Below are 16,896 nucleotides of genomic sequence, written 5' to 3'. Positions count from 1 at the left end.
GCGCCACCCGCCCCACTCCCGCACCGTGTCACCCGCCCCGCTCCCGTACGGCGCCACCCGCCCCGCCTCCGCCCCGCACAAAAGCCCTGGGGCGCCCCTCCCGAAGGAGAGGCGCCCCAGCGCCGTTCCAGTGGCGCACACTCAGCGCTGCGTACGGACCGGCATCGGACCGTGCGCCCGGACCGGCATCGGACCGTACGCCCCCATCAGCCGCTGTTCGCCGGCAGCCATCCCGTCTGCACCAGCTGCGCACCGCGCTTGCGCGTGATGAAGTGCGCACGTCCCGGCGTCAGGCTGGTCGCCTTGATGTTGCCCATCAGCGGGCCCTCGCCCGGGTCGCCCGACAGGATCAGGCCCTGGGCGCCCAGCTCCTTCGTCCGCTGCATCACGGGCTCGAAGGAGGACCGCCCCGCGCCCGAGGAACTGCGCGCCAGGATCAGGCGCAGGCCCAGGTCGCGGGCGAACGGCAGGTACTCCAGCAGCGGCTGCAGCGGGTTGCCGCTGCTGGTCGCCACCAGGTCGTAATCGTCCACGATCACGAACGCGTCCGGCAGGTCGTACCAGCTGCGGTTCCGCAGCTGCTCCGGCGTGACGTCCGGGCCCGGCATGCGGCGGCCCAGCGAACCGGCCAGCCCGGTGATGACCTCCTGGAGCTGCGGCCCCGCGGCACAGTACTTGTACATGTGGCTCTCGGGGATCTCGCCGAGCAGCGCGCGCCGGTAGTCCGAGACCACCATGAGCGCCTTGTCCGACGGGTAACGCTCCGAGATCTGCTTGGCGATCAGGCGCAGCAGCGAGGACTTGCCGGACTCGCTCTCACCGTAGATGACCAGCAGCGGATCGGTCTCGAAGTCGATGAACGCCGGCGACAGCGTGGTCTCGTCGACACCGATCGCGATGCCGTGCTCCGGGTAGTCGCTGCCCTTGGGCAGCTCGCTCGCCGGGAGCAGCGTCGGCAGCATCCGCACCTTCGGGGCGGGCTCGCCCTGCCAGTGCTCCTTGACGGTGGCCACCAGGTGCGCCATGCCGTCGCTGAGGCTCTCCGCCTCCTGGACGCCGTCGATACGGGGCAGCGCCGCCAGGTAGTCCAGCTTCTCCGGGGACAGACCGCGGCCGGGGCGGCCCATCGGCACGTTCTCCGCGCGCTTGCGGTCGAACTCCGACTCCATCGGGTCGCCGAGCCGCAGCTCGACGCGGTTCAGGAGCTGGTCGCGCAGCGCGGGGCGCACCTCGGTGTAGCGGGAGGCGCCCAGGATCAGGTGGATGCCGAAGCCCAGACCGCGGCTGGCGATGTCCAGTATGACCGGGTCGAGCTGCTCGTAGTCGGTCTTGAAGGTGCCCCAGCCGTCGATGATGAGGAAGACATCGCCCCACTTCTGGTCCGGGAACGCGCCGGCGGCGCGCCGCTGGCGGTAGGTGCCCATGGAGTCGATGGAGTTCGCGCGGAAGAACTCCTCGCGCTCGTTGAGGATGCCGACGACCTCGGCGACCGTACGGCGGACCTTCTCCGCGTCCAGCCGGGAGGCGACGCCGCCGACGTGCGGCAGCCCCTCCATCGCCAGCATGCCACCGCCACCGAAGTCGAGGCAGTAGAACTGCACCTCGGCCGGGGTGTGGGTGAGCGCGAAACCCGCCATGGCGGAACGGATCAGCGTCGACTTGCCGGACTGCGGACCACCGACGACCAGGCCGTGACCGGCGCCCGCGGAGAAGTCCAGGTACATCACGTCGCGCCGCTGCTCGAACGGCTTGTCCACGAGCGCGACCGGCACGACCAGCTTGCCGAGCGCCGTGTACTCCGGGGCGTGCACGCCCCGCTCGGGCGTGACGGCGAGCGCCGGGAGCAGCTGGTTGACGGTGGGCGACTCGTCCAGCGGCGGCAGCCACACCTGGTGCGCCGGCGGGCCCTGGCCCTGCATCCGCTGGACGATCACGTCCAGGACGGTGTCGGCCAGCGCGTCGTCCTGCTGCTGGGTGAGCGACGGCTCCTCGGCGATGATCTCCTCGACGATCGGCGCCAGCACCGGCGACGCCGTGAACGGCACCGGCATCCGGTTCGTACGGCCGCCACCGCCGCCACCGCCGGCACCGGGACCGCGGTACGGGCCCGACACGTACGCGGCCTTGAACTGCACCATCGTCTCGGTGTCGTACTTCAGGATGCCGGAGCCCGGCACGTTGGGCAGGTGGTACGCGTCCGGCACACCGATCGCCGTACGCGACTCGGCGGCGGAGAACGTCCGCAGACCCAGCCGGTACGACAGGAAGGTGTCCAGGCCGCGCAGCTTGCCCTCTTCGAGGCGCTGCGAGGCGAGCAGCATGTGCACACCCATCGAACGGCCGATGCGGCCGATCTGGATGAACATGTCGATGAAGTCCGGCTTGGCGGTCAGCAGCTCGGAGAACTCGTCGAGCACCATCACCAGCGAGGGCAGCGGGTCCAGCGGGGCGCCGGCCGCGCGCGCCTTCTCGTAGTCGGTGATGTTGGCGTAGTTGCCCGCCGAACGCAGCAGCTCCTGACGGCGCTGCAGCTCACCGGTGATCGAGTCGCGCATACGGTCGATCAGGCTGACGTCGTCGGCCAGGTTGGTGATGACCGCGGCGACGTGCGGCATGTCGGACATGCCGGTGAAGGTGGCGCCACCCTTGAAGTCCGCGAGGATGAAGTTCAGCGTCTCCGAGGAGTGGGTGACCGCGAGGGCGAGCACCAGGGTGCGCAGCACCTCGGACTTACCGGAACCGGTCGCGCCGACACACAGGCCGTGCGGCCCCATGCCCTCCTGCGAGGCCTCCTTGATGTCGAGCATGACGGGCTGGCCGTCCTTGTCGACACCGATCGGCACCCGCAGCCGCTCGTGCAGCGTGCGCGGGCGCCAGGTGCGCGAGACGTCCACCGAACCGGCGTCGCCGATGTTCATCAGATCCGTGAAGTCCAGGTTGGACAGCAGCGGCTCCTCGCCGTCGGCGCCCGAACCGGCCCGCAGCGGCGCGAGCTGGCGGGCCAGCGACTCCGCCTCGGCCACCGACAGGGTGTCCACGACGCCGTTGTAGACCGCGCCGCCCGCCGACTCCAGCACCAGCTTGCCGGGCCACACCTGAACGGCCAGGCCGCCCCGGATCTCGTCCAGCTCGCCCGGCACGATCTCCAGGATCGTCACGCCCTGCAGGCCCTCGGCCCCGGCGATCACCGAGTCCATCGGAACCTCGCCGGCGTCCAGCACGACCACCACGTGCGGGGTGTCGGAGACCGGGGTGCCCTGCGGGTTGAAGCGGCCGCGGCCCTCCAGCTCCTCGGCGAGCAGTTCCTCGATCTCACCGAGGTCGCCGACGACCAGCCGGCGGGTGCCGGCGCCGTCGGTGGTCTTGTCCTGTACGTGGGGCAGCCACTTGGTCCACTCCCACTCCGCCTGCGCGCCGGGCGCGGCCACCACGGCGACGACCAGGTCCTCCGGCGAGTGCAGGGTGCACAGCTGCGCGAGGATGGCGCGCGCCGACCCGTACACGGTGTCCGGGTCGCCGGAGACCGTCAGGTGGTAGAAGGCGCGCAGCGAGACCGCGAGCGGCAGCGAGTCCAGGTGTCCGTGCTTGTCGAGGAACTCCTTCATCGCGTGCGCGGTGAGCGGTTCCAGTTCGTCGACCGGCGCGGTCTCCGGTGCCTTCAGGGGAGTGGCCAGCTGCTGCGGCCCCAGCCCCATCCGTACCTGTGCGAAGTCCGGGTCGGACGCCCGGCGTTCCCACACCCGTTTGCCTTCGGCGACGATCGACCACAATTGGCCCGGATCGGGGTGGGTGAAAAGCTGCGCGTCCCGCTGTTTGCGCGCGGTGCGCCGCACTTCCTTTCGCTTCTGCGCCAGGTATTTGAGGTAATCCTGGCGCTCCTGGAGCATTTGCCCGGAAGGCCCTTGGCGGGCCTTGACGATCTGGACAATAGCCATCGCGAGGGTGGAAACCACCATCACGCCGCCCATGATCTTCATGAACGGCTGGGTGCCCATGAACAGGAAACCTGCCGAGCCCGCCATGCCCATCATCGGCATGAGGTTCATCAGCATGTTGTCCTCGCCCTCGCGAGGCAGCTCCGGGGGAGCTTCGAGCGTCAACTCCTCACCGGGGATATCAGGTGGAAGCGCGCGGGGCGGGCGCTTGACGATGACAACGCTCACCGAGGCATCAGTCCTTCATGCATCTCGCAGTCTCGGACCGCCCCCGTTGGTTCGACGGTCCCCCGGACCAAGTCCATGGCCCGACGCAGGCGTTGATCCTACTGTTAACAGTCAAGTGCCGGGGCGGGTGGGGCGGCGCCCTAATTGGGGGGTACGCTGACGCCTCGCGAGCGCGCCCAAGGCCCCGTAACGACGTCCCTTATATAAGGCACGGTGGCGGCGCCCCTATATATGGCACGCACGCGACAAACTGCCCAACGGATAGGGGGAACCGCCAGGTGAGCACGACTACAGGCACCGGCTTCTGCCGGGTCACAGTCGCCGCGCCGGACGCACGGATCGACGTGGCACTGCCGGAGGATGTCGCACTCGTCGATATTTATCCGGAGATCCTGCGACTCTCCGGTCAGTCCCAGGCGGAGGGCGCCCCCACCGGATACCACCTGGTACGCCGGGACGGCACCGTCCTGGACGCCGGGCAGTCCCTCGCCCAGCAGCGCATCCTCGACGGCGACCTGCTCCTGCTGCGCCCGTTCGCCGAGTCGCTGCCGCTGCCGGTCTTCGACGACGTCTCGGACGCCGTCGCCTCCGCGGTCAAGCGCAACCGCAACCGGTGGAGCGACGACCTGATGAACATCGTCGGCCTCACCGCCGGCGTGCTGCTGCTCGTCATGATGGCCTTCGCCCTGTGGTTCTCGAACCCCGTCGACCGCGACATGCACCGCCTGCCCGGCATCATCGCCGGCGTCACCGGCATCGTCCTGGTCGCCCTGTCCGGCGTACGGGCCCGGGTCTACGACGACCACGCCTCGTCCATCGCGCTGGGTCTGGCCTCGCTGCCGCACCTGCTGCTCGCCGGCTCCGGGATCATGCCGGTGACCGACGGTGAGGGACCGGGGCGCCTGCAGTTCCTGGTCGGCTGCGTGACCGTACTGATCGCGTCCGTACTCCTGGTGGTCCTGCTGCCGCGCGGCGACGCGCCCTTCGTGGCCGCCGCCTTCCTGGCCAGCATCGGCACCCTCGCGGTCTTCGCCTCCATCCTCACCGAGGCCGAGCCGCGCGAGGTGGCCGCGGTCACCGCCGTCGTTGCCATCGCCGTGGTCGCCTGGCTGCCCGGCCTGTCCTCGCGCTTCGCCCGGCTGCCCATCGGCTACAAGTCGCCCGACCAGATCGCCGCCGGCCCGCACAACGACGGCGACCAGGCCGCGACGACCGAGTCCGTCGACTTCGTCAAGATCGGCAACCAGGCCAAGCGCGGCCACGAACTGCTGCTCGGCCTGGTCGCGGGCTGCTCCGCGCTGGTCGTCGGCGCCGCCGGCGTCGTCCTCGGCTTCTCCGACAACAGCTGGGCCCAGCTGCTGGCGCTGGCCGCGGGCATCACGATCATGCTGCGGGCCCGGCTCTTCGACTACACCGCGCAGGTCGCCTGCCTGACGATCGCCGGCATCCTGACGATCGTGCTGCTCATCCTGGGCATCGCGCTGCACCCGCCGCTGGACATCCTCAGCGACCTGGTGCGCTTCGGGGACTCCGGTCCGCTCAACATCCGTACGGTCTGGTTCTCCAGCAGCATCGCGGCCGGCGCCGCCGTCCTGGTGGGTGTGGGCCTGATCGTCCCGCGCAAGGGCGTCACCCCCTTCTGGGGCCGCGTCTTCGACATCTTCGACGGTGTCGTCCTGCTGTCGCTGGTGCCGCTGTGCCTGGCGGTCCTGGACGTGTACGGCACCGTGCGCGGCCTGACCGGCAACTCGTAGGGGCGCGAAAAGCTCCCCGTACGGATGACCCGCCCGCCACCGGGGGTCACCCGTCCGCACGGCCCCCTGACCGCCCGGTCAGGGGGCCGTCCGCAGCTGGTACTCTGGGTGACGGTCTTTGCCGAGTAAGAGAAGATCCCCTGTGAATTCGATCCAGGGGCGCTCGCAGACCCAGAACACCTGAGGAGTTCGCGTGTCGCTCGACGCCGCCACGAAGAAGCAGATCATGGCCGAGTTCGCCACCAAGGAGGGCGACACCGGCTCCCCCGAGGTCCAGGTCGCGCTGCTCTCCCGCCGCATCTCGGACCTGACCGAGCACCTGAAGACCCACAAGCACGACCACCACTCCCGCCGTGGTCTGCTGCTGCTCGTCGGCCAGCGCCGCCGCCTGCTGCAGTACCTGGCGAAGAAGGACATCACGCGCTTCCGCGCGCTGGTCGAGCGCCTGGGCATCCGCCGCGGTGCGGCGGGCGCCAAGTAAGACGACGTGAAGGGAGCGGTTCCCACACCCGGGGGCCGCTCCCTTTGCCGTACGCACCGGACGTCCGGTCCCCTGCCTGGTGGACCGGAGCTTTGTAGTCTGGTGCCATAACGCCATAGCGAACGAGGTGGAGCGCCTTTCAGCCGCCGGTCCTCGGTAGTGGCCCCCGGATGGCGCGCGGACGACCGCGCGGCCCCGTATCCGGGTGCTTCGATCGAAGACCGGCCCGCAACCCCGGCGCTCCACCGACGAAGGTCCGCCGCCACACGGGCGGTGGACGCAGACGAGGAGATATTCCTGGTGGAGAACGAGACCCACTACGCCGAGGCCGTCATCGACAACGGTTCCTTCGGCACCCGCACCATCCGCTTCGAGACGGGCCGCCTGGCCAAGCAGGCCGCCGGCTCCGCCGTCGCGTACCTGGACGACGACACCATGGTGCTGTCGGCCACCACCGCTTCGAAGAACCCGAAGGACCAGCTGGACTTCTTCCCGCTGACCGTCGACGTCGAAGAGCGGATGTACTCGGCCGGCAAGATCCCCGGCTCCTTCTTCCGTCGTGAGGGCCGGCCCTCCGAGGACGCGATCCTCACCTGCCGCCTGATCGACCGCCCGCTGCGCCCCTCCTTCAAGAAGGGCCTGCGCAACGAGATCCAGATCGTCGAGACGATCATGGCGCTCAACCCCGACCACCTCTACGACGTGGTCGCCATCAACGCCGCCTCCTGCTCCACGCAGCTGGCCGGCCTGCCCTTCTCCGGCCCGATCGGCGGCACCCGTGTCGCCCTGATCAACGGCCAGTGGGTGGCCTTCCCGACCCACTCCGAGCTGGAGAACGCGGTCTTCGACATGGTCGTGGCCGGCCGGGTGCTGCCGGACGGCGACGTCGCGATCATGATGGTCGAGGCCGAGGCCACCGAGAAGACCATCCAGCTGGTCAAGGACGGCGCCGAGGCTCCCACCGAGGAGGTCGTCGCCGCCGGTCTGGATGCCGCCAAGCCCTTCATCAAGGTGCTGTGCAAGGCCCAGTCGGACCTGGCCGCCAAGGCCGCGAAGCCGGTCGGCGAGTTCCCGATCTTCCTGGACTTCCAGGACGACGTGCTGGAGGCGCTGACCGAGGCGGTCCGCGGCGAGCTGGCCCAGGCGCTGACCATCGCCGGCAAGCAGGAGCGCGAGACCGAGCTGGACCGCGTCAAGGCGCTCGCCGCCGAGAAGCTGCTGCCGCAGTTCGAGGGCCGCGAGAAGGAGATCTCCGCCGCCTACCGCGCGCTGACCAAGACCCTGGTGCGCGAGCGCGTCATCAAGGAGAAGGTCCGCATCGACGGCCGTGGCGTGACGGACATCCGTACGCTCGCCGCCGAGGTCGAGGCCATCCCGCGGGTGCACGGCTCGGCGCTGTTCGAGCGTGGCGAGACCCAGATCCTGGGCGTCACCACCCTGAACATGCTCCGCATGGAGCAGCAGCTGGACACCCTCTCCCCGGTGACCCGCAAGCGCTACATGCACAACTACAACTTCCCGCCGTACTCCACCGGTGAGACCGGCCGCGTGGGCTCGCCCAAGCGCCGCGAGATCGGCCACGGCGCGCTCGCCGAGCGCGCCCTGGTGCCGGTGCTGCCGACGCGCGAGGAGTTCCCGTACGCCATCCGCCAGGTCTCCGAGGCGCTCGGCTCCAACGGCTCGACCTCGATGGGCTCGGTCTGCGCCTCGACCATGTCGCTGCTGAACGCCGGTGTGCCGCTGAAGGCCCCGGTCGCCGGTATCGCCATGGGCCTGATCTCCCAGGAGATCGACGGCAAGACGCACTACGTCACCCTCACCGACATCCTCGGTGCGGAGGACGCGTTCGGTGACATGGACTTCAAGGTCGCCGGTACGAAGCAGTTCGTCACCGCCCTGCAGCTGGACACCAAGCTGGACGGCATCCCGGCGTCCGTGCTGGCCGCGGCCCTCAAGCAGGCCCGCGACGCCCGTCTGCACATCCTCGACGTGATGAACGAGGCGATCGACGTTCCGGACGAGATGTCCCCGAACGCGCCGCGCATCATCACCGTCAAGATCCCGGTGGACAAGATCGGTGAGGTCATCGGCCCCAAGGGCAAGATGATCAACCAGATCCAGGAGGACACCGGCGCCGACATCACGATCGAGGACGACGGCACCATCTACATCGGTGCCGCCGACGGCCCGGCCGCCGAGGCCGCCCGCGCCACGATCAACGGCATCGCCAACCCGACCATGCCGGAGGTCGGCGAGCGCTACCTGGGCACGGTCGTCAAGACCACCACCTTCGGTGCGTTCGTCTCCCTGCTCCCGGGCAAGGACGGTCTGCTGCACATCTCGCAGATCCGCAAGCTGGCCGGCGGCAAGCGCGTCGAGAACGTCGAGGACGTACTCGCCGTGGGCGCCAAGGTCCAGGTCGAGATCGCCGAGATCGACCAGCGCGGCAAGCTGTCGCTGGCCCCGGTCATCGAGGGCGAAGACGACGAGGCGAAGGACGACGCCGCCAAGTGACGTCCCGTAGCTCACGGACGACGGCCCGCACCTCTTCGGAGGGGCGGGCCGTCGCCCGTACCCAAACGCTTCTCAAGGGCACCAACGGCGCCGGCACGGTCCGCAAGACGGTCCTGCCCGGCGGCCTGCGGGTGGTCACCGAGACCCTGCCCTCCGTACGCTCCGTCACCTTCGGCATCTGGGCCAACGTCGGCTCCCGCGACGAGACCCCCTCGCTGAACGGCGCCACCCACTACCTGGAGCACCTGCTCTTCAAGGGCACCAGGAAGCGCAGCGCGCTGGACATCTCCGCCGCCATCGACGAGGTCGGCGGCGAGATGAACGCGTTCACGGCGAAGGAGTACACCTGCTACTACGCGCGGGTGCTGGACACCGACCTGCCGCTCGCCATCGACGTGGTCTGCGACATGCTGACCGGCTCGCTCATCGAGCCCGCCGACGTCGAGGCCGAGCGCGGCGTGATCCTCGAAGAGATCGCGATGACCGAGGACGACCCGGGCGACTGCGTGCACGACCTGTTCGCGCACACCATGCTCGGCGACACCCCCCTCGGCCGCCCCGTCCTCGGCTCCGTCGACACGGTCAACGCCCTCACCCCCGAGCGCATCCGCCGCTTCTACAAGAAGCACTACGACCCGACCCGCCTGGTCGTCGCCGCCGCCGGCAACGTCGACCACGCCAAGGTCGTCCGCATGGTGCGCGCCGCCTTCGAGAAGGCCGGCGCCCTCGACCGTACGGACGCCACCCCGGTGGCCCCGCGCGACGGCTCCCGCACGATCCGCACGGCGGGCCGCGTGGAACTGCTCAACCGCAAGTCCGAGCAGGCCCACGTGATCCTCGGCGTGCCGGGCCTGGCCCGCACCGACGACCGCCGCTGGGCCATGGGCGTACTGAACACCGCCCTCGGCGGCGGCATGAGCTCCCGCCTCTTCCAGGAGGTACGGGAGAAGCGCGGCCTGGCCTACAGCGTGTACTCGTACACCTCCGGATACGCCGACTGCGGCCTGTTCGGCGTGTACGCGGGCTGCCGCCCGAACCAGGTCGACGACGTCCTGAAGATCTGCCGCGACCAGCTGGACCAGGTCGCGGCCGACGGCCTGACGGACGACGAGATCCGCCGCGCCATCGGGCAGCTGCGCGGTTCGACGGTGCTCGGACTGGAGGACACCGGCGCGCTGATGAACCGCATCGGCAAGAGCGAGCTGTGCTGGGGCGCCCAGATGTCGGTCGACGACATGCTGGCCCGGATAGCGGGGGTCACCCCGGACGAGGTACGGGAGCTCGCCCGCGATGTACTGGGACAGCGCCCGTCGCTGTCCGTCATCGGCCCGCTGAAGGACCGGCAGGCGGACCGGCTGCACGACGCGGTCGCCTGACCTTCGTATCAGGCGTACCAGAGGTACCAGGCGTACCAGGGGACTGGGAAAGAGAGAGCGGGAAAGATGAGCAAGCTGCGCGTGGCCGTACTCGGCGCCAAGGGCCGCATCGGCTCCGAGGCCGTACGGGCCGTCGAGGCCGCCGAGGACATGGAGCTGGTCGCCGCCCTCGGCCGGGGCGACCAGCTGGAGACGCTGACCGAGGCCGGTGCCCAGGTCGCGGTCGAGCTGACCCACCCGGACTCCGTCATGGACAACCTGGAGTTCTGCGTCCGCAACGGCATCCACGGTGTCGTCGGCACCACCGGCTGGAGCGACGAGCGCCTGACGCGGCTGCGCGGCTGGCTCGACGCGTCGCCCCGTACGGGCGTGCTCATCGCCCCGAACTTCTCCATCGGCGCGGTGCTGACCATGCGGTTCGCCCAGCAGGCGGCCCGGTTCTTCGAGTCCGCCGAGGTCATCGAGCTGCACCACCCGAACAAGGCCGACGCCCCCTCGGGCACCGCGGCCCGCACCGCCAAGCTGATCGCCGAGGCCCGCGCCGCCGCGGACTGCCCGCCGCAGCCGGACGCCACCAGCAGCGCGCTGGACGGCGCCCGCGGCGCGGACGTGGACGGCATCCCCGTCCACTCCGTACGGCTGCGCGGCCTCCTGGCCCACCAGGAGGTGCTGCTCGGCGGGGTGGGGGAGACCCTCACCATCCGCCACGACTCGCTCCACCACAGCAGCTTCATGCCGGGCATCCTGCTCGGCGCGCGCCGCGTGGTGACCACTCCCGGCCTGACCGTGGGCCTGGAGCACTTCCTCGACCTGGACTGACGGGCAGACCGACCGTGCGAGCAAAGATCACCTACTGCGTCCTCGCGGCTGTCCTGGTCGTCTACTTCGTCCTCGTCGGCAGCCGCGGCGTCCTGCTCATCGAGCAGGGCACCGTGCTGACCGTCGCGTTCGGCGTCGCCGTCCTGATCCTGCCGTTCATCGGACTGTGGTTCCTCTGGCACACCACCCAGTTCGCCCGCAAGGCCGGCCGCCTGGCGCGCGAGCTGGAGGCGGAGGGCGGGCTGCCGGTCGACGAACTGAAGCGCACCCCCGGCGGCCGTATCGACCGGGACTCCGCCGACGAGGTCTTCGACCGGCGGCGCGCCGAGACCGAGCAGGCACCCGAGGACTGGCGCACCTGGTTCCGGCTGGCGGTCGCCTACCACGACGCGCGGGACACCCCGCGGGCCCGTAAGGCGATGCAGCGGGCCATCGCCCTGCACGACGGCAAGCCGGTACGGGCCTGAGGCCCCGCGTACCCGTACGGGGCCGCGGCGTACGGGCATGAGGCGCACGCACGGGGGGCCGGTTCCTGATACGGAACCGGCCCCCCATGCGCGTCTCTACCGGCGGTACTCCGCCGCCCACGCCTCCAGCACGTCCGCGGCCCGCTCGAACGCCTCGGGGCGCGCCAGGAAGTCTCCGTTGTGGTCCGTGACGAGGGTACGCAGCGTGGCGCCGCCCGGCCGCTCGACGACCAGCGCCTGGCCCTGCACCGTCCGCGGCAGCCCCAGCCAGCGCACCGGCCGCTGGGACGTGCGGACGGCGGCGACCTCGCTCCAGCGCAGCGTCGTCGTCCGCACCAGCTCCACCTGCCGCAGGCCGTGGGCGCTCACCCACATCCCCACCCGCAGATGGCGCAGCGCGAATCCGATGATCAGCACCGCGACCCCGGCGCAGACGGCGGCCGCGGACAGCGCGCCCGCGGCCGCGATGATCACCGCGGACAGCAGGACGAAAGAGGCCAGCAGCAGAAGCACGGCAGCCGCCCCCACGCGTCCGGGGCCCGGACGGTAGGGACGGCGCCAGCGGTCCGGCCCGGCATGGGGCAGCGGGGCTTCGACGGCCTGGTCGTCGAGGTCGCGGTCGGCCGTCAGGAAGGTCAGGGGCACGGCGGATCCTCACTCCAGGACGCAGACGAAGGCTGTGACCGGTGAGGTTATCGAGACTTACGTGCCGGAACCACTTCGTGCCGGGCGGCACGCGCGGCCGTCCCGCGCGGACCGCCCGGCCGGATCAGCGGCCGTGCGCCGCCTCGGACTGGTGCGTGCCGACACCGCCGGTCTCCTGCTGGAGCGCCGGGACGCCGAGCAGCAGGGCGCCGGCGAGACCGCCGACGACCGTCAGGCCGATCAGGGACCGGGCCGCGAGCTGGGCACGGCTGACGCGTTCTCGGGGCGGGGGCGCGACATTGCTGCGGAACCGGTCGGCCTCGGCGACAAAGGCGAACGGCACTGGCTCTCGCCGGCGGAACATGAGCGGGCTCTCCTTGGAACCTCGAAGTGGGCACTGTCACAGGGTTAGACGACTGTCGCGCCCGTTTGGTGCCCGTTTTCTGCAAGTTCTGTGAAAAATATCAACCACAGGACGAGCTGGGCGCGACACTGTCCGTTTTTGTACGGTACGCGGTATCCCGCCGCATTTCCGGGACTGTCGGTGGCGGGCCGTAGGCTGGGGCCCGCCACGTGGAATGAACGGAAGGAACCGTCGGTGTCACCTACCCCCGCCGAGAGCGTCGAAGCCTCCGAAGGCGCAGCCCCCAGCTTCCGGAGCGAGGTGACGGTCGAGCTGGTCAAGCACAGCGCCGCGGACAGTGACGTGCTGTGGGCGGCCCGTGTCTCCACCGCCGGCGAGCAGTCGCTGGAGGAGCTGCAGAAGGACCCGGAGCGCTCCAAGGGCCTGATCAACTACCTGATGCGGGACCGGCACGGCAGCCCCTTCGAGCACAACTCGATGACCTTCTTCATCAGTGCGCCGATCTTCGTCTTCCGCGAGTTCATGCGGCACCGCGTCGGCTGGTCCTACAACGAGGAGTCCGGCCGCTACCGTCAGCTGGAGCCGACGTTCTACGTCCCCTCGGAGTCCCGCAAGCTGGTCCAGCAGGGCCGCCCCGGCAAGTACGAGTTCGTCGAGGGCACCCCCGAGCAGCACGCGCTGACCAGCAAGGTCATGGAGGACTCCTACCGGCAGGCGTACACCGCGTACCAGGAGATGCTGGCCGCCGGCGTCGCCCGTGAGGTGGCCCGCTCGGTGCTCCCGGTCGGCCTGTTCTCGTCCATGTACGCGACCTGCAACGCCCGTTCGCTGATGCACTTCCTCGGCCTGCGCACGCAGCACGAGCTCGCGGCCGTGCCGTCCTTCCCGCAGCGCGAGATCGAGATGGTCGGTGAGCGGATGGAGGCCCACTGGGCCCGGCTGATGCCGCTCACCTACGCCGCGTTCAACGCCAACGGCCGTATCGCCCCGTAAGGGCCCGCGCCCGGCGGCGACCCGCCGGACCGGTGTGCGGACCGGGCGCCGCCCTCCGGTGCCGTACCGGACCGCACAGACGTACCAAGTGTCCGTATTGCGGCATTTTGAGAAGTTCATCTACGCTGAAGAAACGGACCCGGCACTGCTTGAACCCCCGAGCAAGCAGTGCCGGAGTCCACATCCCGGCTCCCCAGGGGCGCGACCTGAGGTGAGCTACGAGTAGCGTGGTGCCCATGGCTCCGACTTCCACACCGCAGACCCCCTTCGGGCGGGTGCTGACCGCCATGGTCACGCCGTTCACGGCGGATGGCGCTCTCGATCTCGACGGCGCGCAGCAGCTCGCCGCGCACCTGGTGGACTCCGGCAACGACGGTCTCATCGTCAACGGCACCACCGGTGAGTCCCCGACCACCAGCGATGCGGAGAAAGCCCAGCTGGTTCGGGCTGTGGTGGATGCGGTCGGAGACCGGGCCTTCGTCGTCGCCGGAGCCGGCACCAACGACACGGACCACAGCCTGCAGCTGGCCCGCGCCGCGCGCGACGCCGGCGCCCACGGCCTGCTCGCCGTGACGCCGTATTACAGCAAGCCGCCGCAGGAAGGTCTCTTCCGGCACTTCACCGCCATCGCGGACGCCACTGACCTGCCGGTCATGCTGTACGACATCCCCGGCCGCAGCGGCGTGCCGATCAACACCGAGACCATGGTGCGCCTCGCCGAGCACCCGCGGATCGTCGCCAACAAGGACGCCAAGGGCGACCTGGGCCGCGCCAGCTGGGCCATCGCCCGCTCCAACCTCGCGTGGTACAGCGGCGACGACATGCTCAACCTGCCGCTGCTGTCCGTCGGCGCCGTCGGCTTCGTCTCGGTCGTCGGCCACGTCGTCACGCCCGAGCTGCGCGCCCTGCTCGACGCCCACCTGCACGGTGACGTCGCCAAGGCCACCGAGATCCACCAGAAGCTGCTGCCCGTCTTCACCGGCATGTTCCGCACCCAGGGTGTCATCACGACCAAGGCCGCGCTCGGCCTCCAGGGCCTGCCCGCCGGGCCGCTGCGCCTGCCGCTGGTGGAACTGTCCGCGGACGAGACCGAACAGCTCAAGCGCGATCTCGCCGCCGGCGGGGTACAGCTGTAACCACAGACTTCACAACTGAACACGGAAAACAACCGCCAAACCGCAAGTGCACGAATGTCATGCGCGCCACGTGTGCCTCACGGCGACGTGGCGTGTGTGGTGAGGAGAGTCTTTTGAGTCATCCGCATCCTGAGCTCGGCGCGCCGCCGAAGCTTCCCAAGGGCGGCCTGCGCGTCACCCCCCTCGGCGGCCTGGGTGAGATCGGCCGCAACATGACGGTCTTCGAATACGGCGGCCGGTTGCTGATCGTCGACTGCGGAGTGCTTTTCCCGGAGGAGGAGCAGCCCGGAATCGACCTGATCCTGCCGGACTTCTCGTCCATCAGGGACCGCCTCGACGACATCGACGGCATCGTGCTCACGCACGGCCACGAGGACCACATCGGCGGTGTCCCCTACCTCCTGCGCGAGAAGCCGGACATTCCGCTGATCGGCTCCAAGCTGACCCTCGCCCTGATCGAGGCCAAGCTCCAGGAGCACCGCATCCGGCCGTACACGCTGGAGGTCGCCGAAGGCGACACGGAGGCCATCGGCCCCTTCGACTGCGAATTCGTCGCGGTCAACCACTCCATCCCGGACGCCCTCGCGGTCGCCATCCGCACCCCCGCGGGCATGGTCGTGCACACCGGCGACTTCAAGATGGACCAGCTGCCTCTGGACCGCCGCCTGACCGACCTCCCGAAGTTCGCCAAGCTGGGCGAGGAGGGCATCGACCTCCTGCTGTCCGACTCCACGAACGCCGAGGTCCCGGGCTTCGTCCCGCCCGAGCGCGACATCTCCAACGTGCTGCGCCAGGTCTTCGCGGGCGCCCAGAAGCGCATCATCGTGGCCAGCTTCGCCAGCCACGTGCACCGCATCCAGCAGATCCTGGACGCGGCGCACGAGTACGGCCGCCGCGTCGCCTTCGTGGGCCGCTCGATGGTCCGCAACATGGGCATCGCCCGTGAGCTGGGCTACCTGAAGGTCCCGGCCGGGCTGGTGGTCGACGTCAAGGCGCTCGACGACCTGCCGGACGACGAGGTCGTGCTGGTCTGTACGGGTTCCCAGGGCGAGCCGATGGCGGCCCTGTCCCGGATGGCCAACCGCGACCACCAGATCCGCATCGTCCCGGGCGACACGGTGATCCTCGCGTCGTCGCTGATCCCCGGCAACGAGAACGCGGTCTACCGCGTCATCAACGGCCTGACCCGCTGGGGCGCCAACGTCGTCCACAAGGGCAACGCCAAGGTGCACGTCTCGGGCCACGCCTCGGCCGGCGAGCTGCTGTACTTCTACAACATCTGCAAGCCGAAGAACCTGATGCCGGTGCACGGCGAATGGCGCCATCTGCGCGCCAACGCCGAGCTCGGCGCGCTGACCGGCGTCCCGAAGGACCGCATCGTCATCGCCGAGGACGGCGTGGCGGTCGACCTGGTCGACGGTGTCGCCAAGATCGTCGGCAAGGTCCAGGCGGGGTACGTGTACGTCGACGGCCTCTCGGTCGGCGACGTCACCGAGTCCTCCCTCAAGGACCGCCGGATCCTCGGCGACGAGGGCATCATCTCGGTGTTCCTGGTCGTGGACTCCAGCACCGGCAAGATCGTCGGTGGGCCGCACATCCAGGCCCGCGGTTCGGGCATCGACGACGCGGACTTCGCCGCCGTCATGCCCAGGATCGACGAGATCCTCGCCAAGGCCGCCCAGGACGGCGTCGCGGAGCCCCGCCAGCTCCAGCAGCTGGTCCGCCGCGCCATCGGCAAGTGGGTCTCCGACAACTTCCGCCGGCGCCCGATGATCCTCCCGGTGGTCGTCGAGGTCTGACCCCTCGCCGGGTCGCCTGCACAGGTACAGGGAGCGGGGCAACCGGATTTGCATCCGGGCGCCCCGCTCCAGTACGTTTACGTCTCCGCCTGAGGGGAACCCGGGACGCCTGCGCGTCCGGAGACCGCCCTGACAGGACGGAATTCCGACCCAGAGCAATCTGATAACGTCGGAACTGCCGAAAGGCAAACCCCCTCCGACGGAAATCGGAAACGAATTCGGGCCGGTAACGGACTGGAAATCGGATCTGCTAGAGTCGGAAAGGCCGAAAAGCGAAAGCCGGACGGTCGCCCCGCTCCAACAGGGGCCGGATACGGAAAGCGGAAACGCGGAACGGATCTGGTAAGGTTGGAACCGCGCAGAAGCCGAAAGGCCGAAACGCACC

12 protein-coding genes are annotated in these 16,896 nt (G+C 69.8%); 9 read left to right on the top strand and 3 right to left on the bottom strand.

Features of this window, described 5'->3' with window-relative positions:
* Window positions 1–206 precede the first annotated feature (206 nt).
* A complete protein-coding gene (gene eccCa / locus AB0L45_RS35555) occupies window positions 207–4,163 on the bottom strand; it encodes a type VII secretion protein EccCa (protein WP_365847559.1) in 3,957 nt (1,318 codons plus the stop codon).
* A gap of 278 nt (window positions 4,164–4,441) precedes the next feature.
* Here eccCa and eccD point away from each other — a divergent pair, with 278 nt between their 5' ends.
* The 6 genes from eccD (at window position 4,442) to AB0L45_RS35525 (ending at window position 11,574) form a co-directional block, all read left to right on the top strand.
* Window positions 4,442–5,917: a type VII secretion integral membrane protein EccD gene (eccD, locus tag AB0L45_RS35550; RefSeq protein WP_365847557.1), complete on the top strand. Its 1,476-nt coding sequence runs from the start codon at window positions 4,442–4,444 to the stop codon at window positions 5,915–5,917.
* 193 nt (window positions 5,918–6,110) lie between these two features.
* A complete protein-coding gene (gene rpsO, locus AB0L45_RS35545) occupies window positions 6,111–6,398 on the top strand; it encodes a 30S ribosomal protein S15 (protein WP_030414166.1) in 288 nt (95 codons plus the stop codon).
* 300 nt (window positions 6,399–6,698) lie between these two features.
* Window positions 6,699–8,912 (top strand): polyribonucleotide nucleotidyltransferase, encoded by a 2,214-nt coding sequence (locus AB0L45_RS35540; protein ID WP_365847627.1) that lies wholly within the window; start codon window positions 6,699–6,701, stop codon window positions 8,910–8,912.
* Window positions 8,909–10,288, top strand: coding sequence for a pitrilysin family protein (locus AB0L45_RS35535; RefSeq protein ID WP_365847555.1), 1,380 nt, complete (start codon window positions 8,909–8,911; stop codon window positions 10,286–10,288). The genes AB0L45_RS35540 and AB0L45_RS35535 overlap by 4 nt, the downstream gene beginning before the upstream one ends.
* Before the next feature lie 66 nt (window positions 10,289–10,354).
* Window positions 10,355–11,107 carry a 4-hydroxy-tetrahydrodipicolinate reductase gene (dapB, locus tag AB0L45_RS35530; protein WP_365847553.1) on the top strand — a complete coding sequence of 251 codons (753 nt, stop codon included), beginning with the start codon at window positions 10,355–10,357 and terminating at the stop codon, window positions 11,105–11,107.
* A gap of 14 nt (window positions 11,108–11,121) precedes the next feature.
* Window positions 11,122–11,574 (top strand): hypothetical protein, encoded by a 453-nt coding sequence (locus tag AB0L45_RS35525; RefSeq protein ID WP_365847551.1) that lies wholly within the window; start codon window positions 11,122–11,124, stop codon window positions 11,572–11,574.
* A 96-nt stretch (window positions 11,575–11,670) separates the two neighbouring features.
* On the opposite strand, the gene AB0L45_RS35520 is transcribed toward AB0L45_RS35525, so the two are convergent.
* Both AB0L45_RS35520 and AB0L45_RS35515 read right to left on the bottom strand, forming a co-directional pair.
* The gene (locus AB0L45_RS35520) at window positions 11,671–12,219 is read right to left on the bottom strand and encodes a hypothetical protein (protein ID WP_365847549.1); all 549 of its coding nucleotides are present in this window, start codon (window positions 12,217–12,219) and stop codon (window positions 11,671–11,673) included.
* A 124-nt stretch (window positions 12,220–12,343) separates the two neighbouring features.
* Entirely contained in the window at window positions 12,344–12,583 is a 240-nt protein-coding gene (locus AB0L45_RS35515; protein WP_365847547.1) for a hypothetical protein, read from the bottom strand.
* A 234-nt stretch (window positions 12,584–12,817) separates the two neighbouring features.
* Here AB0L45_RS35515 and thyX point away from each other — a divergent pair, with 234 nt between their 5' ends.
* The 3 genes from thyX to AB0L45_RS35500 all read left to right on the top strand — a co-directional run bounded on the left by thyX (window position 12,818) and on the right by AB0L45_RS35500 (window position 16,511).
* The gene (gene thyX / locus AB0L45_RS35510) at window positions 12,818–13,576 is read left to right on the top strand and encodes an FAD-dependent thymidylate synthase (RefSeq protein ID WP_365847545.1); all 759 of its coding nucleotides are present in this window, start codon (window positions 12,818–12,820) and stop codon (window positions 13,574–13,576) included.
* 236 nt (window positions 13,577–13,812) lie between these two features.
* Window positions 13,813–14,712: a 4-hydroxy-tetrahydrodipicolinate synthase gene (gene dapA / locus AB0L45_RS35505; protein ID WP_365847543.1), complete on the top strand. Its 900-nt coding sequence runs from the start codon at window positions 13,813–13,815 to the stop codon at window positions 14,710–14,712.
* Between the two features lie 113 nt (window positions 14,713–14,825).
* Window positions 14,826–16,511 carry a ribonuclease J gene (locus AB0L45_RS35500; protein WP_365847541.1) on the top strand — a complete coding sequence of 562 codons (1,686 nt, stop codon included), beginning with the start codon at window positions 14,826–14,828 and terminating at the stop codon, window positions 16,509–16,511.
* The last annotated feature ends 385 nt before the right edge of the window (window positions 16,512–16,896 follow it).

Source organism: Streptomyces sp. NPDC052496 (assembly GCF_040679095.1).
In the GTDB taxonomy this organism is placed as follows: Bacteria; Actinomycetota; Actinomycetes; order Streptomycetales; family Streptomycetaceae; genus Streptomyces.
The sequence above is the reverse complement of the archived record's forward strand: the minus strand, read 5'-3'. Positions and strand labels throughout refer to the sequence as shown.